The sequence below is a fragment of the Micromonospora sp. 4G55 genome, assembly GCF_016803375.1.
In genome coordinates this window covers 1-4,969 of record NZ_JAEVHN010000465.1, presented here as the reverse complement: position 1 = coordinate 4,969, position 4,969 = coordinate 1, and the positions used below count along the sequence as shown (strand labels likewise).

The following is a 4,969-nucleotide window of genomic DNA, read 5'->3' as shown; positions in this document are numbered from 1 at the left end:
GGCCACGGCGTGGGCGGCGAGCCGGTCGCCCGACCTCCTCGGTGCCGCAGCGGTACGCCCGGGGTGCGGTTGGCCCAGCTCCACGGCGACCGCCGCGGTCACCCGCCGCGGCGGCGTCGGCGTGGCCGAGCTGGTCGAGCAGGAGCGCGGCGGAGAGCACCGCGGCGACCGGGTCGGCGAGCCCCTTGCCGGCGATGTCCGGCGCCGAGCCGTGTACCGGCTCGAACATCGACGGGTACGTCCCGTCGGGGTTGATGCTGCCGCTGGCGGCGAGCCCGATCCCGCCGGTGACGGCGGCGGCGATGTCGGTGAGGATGTCGCCGAAGAGGTTGTCGGTGACCACCACGTCGTAGCGCTGGGGCTGGGTGACCAGGAACATCGCGGCGGCGTCGACGTGCTGGTACTCGGTGGTCACGTCCGGGTGCTCGGCGGCTACCGCCGCGAAGGCGCGCGCCCACAGCGAACCGGCGTGGGTCAGCACGTTGGTCTTGTGCACCAGGGTGACCTTGCGGCGCTCGCGCCGGGCGGCCCGGGCGAAGGCGTCCCGGACGACCCGCTCGACCCCGTGCCGGGTGTTCAGGCTCTCCTCGGTGGCCACCTCGGCCGGGGTGTCCCGGTGCAGCACGCCGCCGGCGCCCGCGTAGAGCCCCTCGGTGCCCTCCCGGACGACCACCAGGTCGACCTCGCCGGGCTTGACGTTGGCCAGCGGGCCCGGCACGCCGGGCCAGAGCCGCGACGGGCGCAGGTTGACGTACTGGTCGAAGGCGAAGCGGAGCTTGAGCAGCAGGCCGCGCTCCAGGACGCCCGGCGGGACGGAGGGGTCGCCGACGGCGCCGAGCAGGATGGCGTCGTGGTCGGCCAACTCGGTCAGCACCGCGTCGGGCAGCACCTCGCCGGTGCGGTGGTACCGCGCCGCGCCGAGGTCGTAGCGGGTGGCCTCGATCCCGGGGTGCACGGCGTCGAGGACCTTGAGGGCCTGCGCGACCACCTCGGGTCCGATACCGTCCCCGGCCACCACCGCGATCCGTGCCACCTGGCGCTCCTCACCTCGTCGTTCACGTGCACGGTACGTCGCCGTCCCGCCTCCCGGTACGCGTTGCCCAACATTCGGGACACACGGATGCTCAGGAGGCTCCCAGGTGACATTCATGGTGCGGTCATGTCCGCTGCCTATGGTCGATGACGAACGGGTCACGGGGGCCCGTGACGGGATTCGCCGCGGTGCCGCGGCGCCGTCGGCGAAGGAGCGGTGTCATGCGGATCGACCAGCGGTACCGACCGGCCGGGACGAACGAGCAGCCCCGCACCCGGTGGGTGGACCAGGCGGCGTTCACCCGGCGCCGGCCGGACCTGCGGCTCGGCACCAGCAGCCAGCGGGTCGACCGCACCGGCGAGGCCGCCGTCGACCGGATCGCCGTCCAGCACACCGTACGCACCAGCACCGCCGAGTACTCGCTGCTGCTCAATGCCCCCGAGCACGTCGGGCGCCGGCTGGTCGGGGACGCGCTGCGCGACGCCGTCGCGGAACTGCGCGCCATCGACCTCACCTACGGCCCGGGCCGGCCGGACAGCCTGGTCTCCCGGCTGCGCCGGGGCGAGATCGCGCCCGAGTCGTACCCGCCGCTGGCGGACCTGGTGGACCGCTGCGCGGCGATGCGCGCCGCCACCGACGGCTGGTTCGACGCCTGGGCCGTACCCGGCGGTTTCGATCCCGGCGGCCTGCTCAACGGCTGGGCGGTGGAGCGGGCGGCGGCCCGGCTGCGCGCCGCCGGCATCCACGACTACGCCGTGCTCTCCGGCGCGGACCTCACCGTCCGGGGTCACGCCGCGCACGGCGGGCCCTGGCGGGTCGCGGTGCACCACCCGACCGACGGGCGTCGCCCGCCGCTGGTGCTGGAGATGACGGCCGGCGCGGTGGGCACCTCCGGGGTGACGGGCCGCCGGGACCACGTGGTCGACCCACACACCGGCGAACCCGCCGACCAGCTGGTCGCCGCCACCGTCGTCGGGCCCGACCTGGCGGTGGCGGACGCCTACGCCACCGCGCTGTACGCGGCCGGCCCGACCGGGCTGGCCTGGTTCCGCAACGGCTCGGGATATCAGGCGCTCTTCGCCCACCGGCGTCGCTGAGCGCGGCGGGGGGCACGTCGGCCGACCGGTGGAGGGGGTCCATCGGGTGGCGCGGTCGGCGGGCCGGCGATCGGCCCCCACGGTCTCGGCAACGACCGTGGGGGCCGGTCAGCGACGAGTGCGCGTGGCTTGCGCAATCGAGGGGTGCGGACCGGTCGGCCGGAACGCCTGACCTCGTCACCCGAAGACGGGCCGAACGCTCGGCCGGCGACCGCACCGGTACGCTAGCGAATCGACGCAACTCGACGCAAGAGTCTCCACAGCGGACCGTCCCGGACGGACCTCGCGTCACCTTCCGATCGCGCGTCGGCGGGTCCGCTGCAGGAAGGTGAACGGCGGATGGCACGCTGTCCGCCGTGAGTTTCGATCTGAGCGTGTGGGCCCTGCCTGACGGGGCCACACCGGAGGACGTCCGGGCGGCGGTGCGGCGGTGCCGCGAGGGACGCCACGATGACCGGCACCCCGACCCACGGGTGGTCGGCTTCTACCGGGCCATCACCGCCAGCTACCCGGACCGGCGGGTCGTACCGGGTACGCCGTGGGAGGTCGCGCCGCTGCACGCGGCCAACGACCATGTCGAGCTGAACCTCGTGCCGACCTGCGAGGACCAGGTGCTGCTCGACATCGAGCGACTGGCCGGTCAGCACGACCTGATGCTCTTCGACGCCCAGGACGGCTCGGTCTATCCGCCGCCGTCCCGCGTCGCGGGCTGACCCGCCCGTACGGCGAGGGGCCCGGCCGAGACGGCCGAGCCCCCCTGCGTCGTGCCCGCGGGTGCTACTCGTCGCGCAGGTCGGCGGCGCTGGCCGAGGTCGCGCCGATCGAGTCGGCCGCCGAGGTGAGCAGGTCCGCCCCGAGCGCCTGGTCGACGGTGAGGGTCATCAGCGTCTCGCCGCCGGCCTCCCGCCGGGCCACCTGCATGGCGGCGATGTTGACGCCGGCCTCGCCGAGCAGCGTGCCGACGGTGCCGACCACGCCGGGCCGGTCGACGTAGCGCAGGAAGAGCAGGATGCCCTCCGCGCCGATCTCCACGTCGAAACCGTCCACCTCGGTCAGCTTGATGACGTCGCGGGTGCCGGTGTTGGTGACGGTGCCGGAGACGCTGACCGTACGGCCGTCGGGCAGCGCCCCACGGACGGTGACCAGGTTGGGGTGGTCGACCGTCTCGGCCTGCGTCGCGAGGGTCACCTCGACGCCCCGCTCGGCGGCCAGGTGCGGCGCGTTGACGTAGGTGACCTGCTCCTCCACCACCGAGCTGAACAGCCCCTTGGTGGCGGCGAGCTTGAGGACCGACACGTCGTGGCTGACGATCTCGCCGCGCACCTCGACGGTGACGCTGGCGGCCACCCCGCCGGCGACGGCGGTGAAGGCCCGGCCCAGCTTCTCGGCCAGCGGCAGCAGCGGGCGGACGTCCTCGGCGACCACGCCGCCGGCCTGCACGTTGACCGCGTCCGGCACGAACTCGCCCTGCAGCGCCAGCTTGACGCTCTTCGCCACGGCCAGCCCGGCCTTGTCCTGCGCCTCGTGGGTGGAGGCGCCCAGGTGCGGGGTGGCCACCACGTTGTCGAAGGCGAACAGCGGCGAGGAGGTGCAGGGCTCCTTGGCGTACACGTCGACGCCGGCGCCGGCGACCCGGCCCTCGGCGATCGCGTCGGCCAGGGCCTGCTCGTCGACCAGGCCGCCGCGGGCGGCGTTGACGATCCGGACGCCGGGCTTGACGACCGCCAGCTCCTTCGCACCGATCAGGCCCACGGTCTCCGGGGTCTTCGGCAGGTGGATGGAGATGAAGTCGCTCTCCCGCAGCAGCTCCTCCAGACCCACCAGGCGGACGCCGAGCTGGGCGGCCCGGGCCGGCTGGATGTAGGGGTCGTACGCGATGAGCCGGGTGCCGAAGGCGGCGATGCGCTGGGCGAAGAGCACGCCGATGCGGCCCAGGCCGACCACGCCGACGGTCTTGCCCTGCAGCTCGACGCCGGTGTACTTGGACCGCTTCCACTCCCCCGCCTTGAGGGCGGCGCTGGCCGCGGCGGTGTTGCGCGCCACGGCGAGCAGCAGCGCGACGGCCTGCTCGGCGGCGGACACGATGTTGGAGGTGGGAGCGTTGACGACCATGACGCCCCGCGCGGTGGCGGCCGGCACCTCGACGTTGTCCAGCCCGACGCCGGCCCGGGCGACCACCTTGAGCCGCGGCGCGGCCGCGATCGCCTCGGCGTCGATCTGGGTGGCGCTGCGCACGATCACCGCGTCGGCCTCGGAGAGCGCGGAGAGCAGGGCCGGGCGATCGGTGCCGTCGACGTGGCGTACGTCGAAGTCGTGGGCGAGCACCTCGATGGCGGCGGGGGCGAGTTCTTCGGCGATCAGTACGACAGGATTCATCGGTCCTCGTAGACGTCGTATGCGGTCGGCCTGGGGCGTCGGGACGCCGCGCTGCGCCCTGCGCTGATCCGTGCCATGGCCGGGTCAGGTGCCGGCTACGCACCTACCAGGGATCGTAGGTGGCCTGATGCCCGACGTGTCCCGGACGGCGGGGTGAGGGCCCTCACACAGGGTCGTCGCCCGCCCGTCATCCCCGGTTCACCAACGAGCGCGGTTGACCTTGCCCGCTACAACGGGGGCCAGCGTCCGCAACGGGGAGGAGCGCTGCCATGTCACCCGCCGTCCGCATCGCGCTGCTGCGTCCACTGGCTCGCCGACACCCGCTCCGGTACGGGCCACGGCTGGCCGAGGCGTTGGTCACCCGGTCCCACCAGGTGAAAATCTCCGCCCGGTCGGTCCCCGCCCGCACCGCGGCCGCCGCCGAGGCGGTGACGCTGCGCCGCCGGCTGGAAGCCGAGCAACC

At 74.2% G+C, this 4,969-nt stretch carries 4 protein-coding genes and 1 pseudogene; 3 read left to right on the top strand and 2 right to left on the bottom strand.

What is annotated here, in order from left to right; translation table 11 throughout:
• Positions 1-1,033, bottom strand: a pseudogene (locus JNW89_RS27470) (3-isopropylmalate dehydrogenase); the annotation flags it as partial.
• A gap of 221 nt (positions 1,034-1,254) precedes the next feature.
• On the opposite strand from JNW89_RS27470, the gene JNW89_RS27465 reads away from it, so the two are divergent.
• Positions 1,255-2,130 carry an FAD:protein FMN transferase gene (locus tag JNW89_RS27465; RefSeq protein WP_238451259.1) on the top strand — a complete coding sequence of 292 codons (876 nt, stop codon included), beginning with the start codon at positions 1,255-1,257 and terminating at the stop codon, positions 2,128-2,130.
• Between the two features lie 356 nt (positions 2,131-2,486).
• On the top strand, positions 2,487-2,843 hold the full coding sequence (locus JNW89_RS27460; protein ID WP_238451257.1) for a hypothetical protein: 357 nt from the start codon (positions 2,487-2,489) through the stop codon (positions 2,841-2,843).
• Between the two features lie 64 nt (positions 2,844-2,907).
• On the opposite strand, the gene serA is transcribed toward JNW89_RS27460, so the two are convergent.
• On the bottom strand, positions 2,908-4,506 hold the full coding sequence (serA, locus tag JNW89_RS27455) for a phosphoglycerate dehydrogenase (protein ID WP_238451256.1): 1,599 nt from the start codon (positions 4,504-4,506) through the stop codon (positions 2,908-2,910).
• Between the two features lie 269 nt (positions 4,507-4,775).
• On the opposite strand from serA, the gene JNW89_RS27450 reads away from it, so the two are divergent.
• A partial coding sequence (locus tag JNW89_RS27450; RefSeq protein ID WP_238451255.1) for a hypothetical protein occupies positions 4,776-4,969 on the top strand: 194 nt, incomplete at its 3' end.

Bases quoted from the DNA above. Each gene is read 5' to 3' on its own strand.
- serA (WP_238451256.1), bottom strand. From the start codon at position 4,506: ATGAATCCTGTCGTACTGATCGCCGAAGAACTCGCCCCCGCCGCCATC.
- JNW89_RS27465 (WP_238451259.1), top strand. From the start codon at position 1,255: ATGCGGATCGACCAGCGGTACCGACCGGCCGGGACGAACGAGCAGCCC.